This is a genomic window from Mesorhizobium sp. M7A.F.Ca.CA.002.04.1.1 (assembly GCF_004022805.1).
Lineage (GTDB): Bacteria > Pseudomonadota > Alphaproteobacteria > Rhizobiales > Rhizobiaceae > Mesorhizobium > Mesorhizobium ciceri.
Map to the genome: position 1 here is coordinate 1 of NZ_RZPL01000800.1, position 2441 is coordinate 2441.

Sequence of the window (2441 nt, forward strand, 5' to 3'; positions counted from 1 at the left end):
GGCCAAGAGTCGATTTGCCCGAGCCGGATTCACCAACGATGCCGATGGTCTGGTTGCGCTGCAGCCGGATCGAGATGTGATCGACTGCACGCAGCATCAGCGGTTCGCCAGCAAGAAACCCGCCGCCGATCCTGAACGTCACTTCGACATTCCTGCCTTCGAGCAGCACTGGGGCGTTGGCGGGCGGCGGCGCCTTGCTGCCGGTCGGCTCGGCCGCCAGCAGCATTTTCGTGTAGGCATGCTGTGGGTTGACGAAGATGGCCTCCGCCTCCCCCTCCTCGACAACCTCGCCCTGGCGCATGACATAGACCCGATCGGCAAAGCGGCGGACGATGCCAAGATCGTGGGTGATGAAGACGATCGCCATGCCGAGCTTGCGCTGCAATTCGGCCAGAAGCATCAGGATCTGCGCCTGTATGGTCACATCGAGCGCCGTCGTCGGCTCGTCGGCGATCAATATGTCAGGGTCGTTGGCGAGAGCCATCGCGATCATCACACGCTGGCGCTGGCCACCCGACATTTCGTGCGGATAGGATTTCATCCGCCGCTCGGGATCGGGAATATGCACCAGCCGCAGCAGTTTGAGCGCTTCTTCACGCGCCTCGGCGACATTCAGGCCCCGATGCCGGCGGATCGGTTCGATCAACTGGTTGCCGATTGAATAGAGCGGATCGAGCGAAGTCATCGGCTCCTGGAAGATCATGCTGATCTTGCGGCCACGGACCTTGTTGAGCTCGGATTTGCTGAGTGTTAGAAGATTGCGGCCACGATAGTCGACGCTGCCTGTCGCTTCGCCATTCGACGCCAGCAGGCTCATCGCCGCCATCATCGTCTGGCTTTTGCCGGAGCCGGATTCGCCGGCCACGGCAACGGTCTCGCCCGATTTGACATGGATGTTTATGCCCTTGACCGCCTCGACGGCGCCGTCGAGCGTGCGGAAGCGGACACGCAAATCCTTGACGCTGAGGATCGTTTCGGAAGCAGCCATCTCAGCGGTCCCCCTCTTTATCGACCCGCATCTTAGCGATCCCCATCTTAGCGATCCCTCGGGTCGAGTGCGTCGCGCAGGCCGTCGCCGACGAAGTTCAGCGCAAACAGCGTCGAGACGAGGAAGAAGGCGGGGAACAGGAGCAGCCAGTTGGCGGTGCCGATGTTCTTGGCGCCGACCGAGATCAGAACGCCCCAGCTGGTCATCGGCTCCTGCACGCCGAGGCCGAGAAACGATAGGAAGCTTTCCAGGATGATCACCTGCGGCACCAGCAGCGTCATGTAGATGACCACCGGGCCGAGCAGGTTGGGGATGACGTGGCGCAGCAGGATGCCGCGCTGGCCGACGCCCATGGCTTCCGCCGCCTGGACATATTCCTGGCGGCGGATCGACAGTGCCTGGCCGCGCACGATGCGCGCCATGTCGAGCCACAGCACGGCGCCGACGGCCAGGAACATCAGCACGAAGTTGCGGCCGAAGAACACCACCAGCATGATGACGAAGAAGATGAAGGGCAAGGAATAGAGCACGTCGACGATGCGCATCATCACCTCGTCGACCTTGCCTCCGGCAAAACCGGCAGCGGCCCCGTAGACCACGCCGATGACCACCGCCACGACGCCCGCGAGCAGGCCGATGGCCAGCGATATACGCCCGGCCATCAGCGTGCGCGACAACAGGTCCCGTCCGGTGTTGTCGGTGCCGAACAGGAAATATTGCTGCTTGATCGAGGCGCTCATCGTCACTTCGAGACCGTCCGGCGACTTGCTCTCGATCTTGGTGTCGTCAAAGGCATCGGATCGGTCAAGATAGCGGATGTTGCGATCGTCGATCGGCCTGGTCGACTTGACGGTGACGAAGACCTGGTTGCCTTCCTGCCGCCATTCCTTGATGTCGACCCGCATGCGCTTGATCGCTTCGGTGAGCGCCGTCTCGATCATGTCGGCCTTCGGATAGGCTGACAGGCTTGGCGGCATGCGCACATAGTCGGCATAGATGGTGGTGTATTGATGCGGCACGAACCACGGCCCGAACACGCTGACGACACCGATCAGGGCAAGGTAATACAGGCTGAACATGGCGGCGCGATTGGCCTTGAGCCGCGCCCAGGCATCCCCCCAGAGCGAACGGCCGATGACGGTGGGGGCGACTGTGGCCGCGATGTCAGTCATAGCGCACCCTCGGATCGACGACCGCGTACATGACGTCGACGATCAGGTTGAAGACAATGGTAAAGATGGCGATCACCACCACCGTTCCCATCACCAGCGTGTAGTCACGATTGAGCGCGGCATCGACGAAATAGCGGCCGACGCCTGGGATGGAGAAGATCGTCTCGACGATGACCGAGCCGGTCAGCAGTGCCGCCGCCGCCGGACCGGTGAAGGAGACGATCGGCAGGATGGCGCCGCGCAAAGCATGCTTGACCACCACCGACCAGTCGGACAGGCCC

The 2441-nt window shown here is 62.3% G+C and carries 3 protein-coding genes; all 3 read right to left on the minus strand.

Going from position 1 to position 2441, the window contains the following annotated elements; genetic code table 11:
- Nucleotides 1-988: ATP-binding cassette domain-containing protein (locus tag ENZ75_RS28635; RefSeq protein WP_164888070.1), on the minus strand; the 988-nt coding region annotated here is incomplete at its 3' end.
- 47 nt (nucleotides 989-1035) lie between these two features.
- On the minus strand, nucleotides 1036-2160 hold the full coding sequence (locus tag ENZ75_RS28640; protein ID WP_013532690.1) for an ABC transporter permease subunit: 1125 nt from the start codon (nucleotides 2158-2160) through the stop codon (nucleotides 1036-1038).
- A partial coding sequence (locus tag ENZ75_RS28645; RefSeq protein ID WP_164888071.1) for an ABC transporter permease occupies nucleotides 2153-2441 on the minus strand: 289 nt, incomplete at its 5' end. The genes ENZ75_RS28640 and ENZ75_RS28645, both read right to left, overlap by 8 nt.

Coding starts and splice junctions, on each gene's coding strand:
- ENZ75_RS28640 (WP_013532690.1), bottom strand. CDS start 2,160: ATGACTGACATCGCGGCCACAGTCGCCCCCACCGTCATCGGCCGTTCG.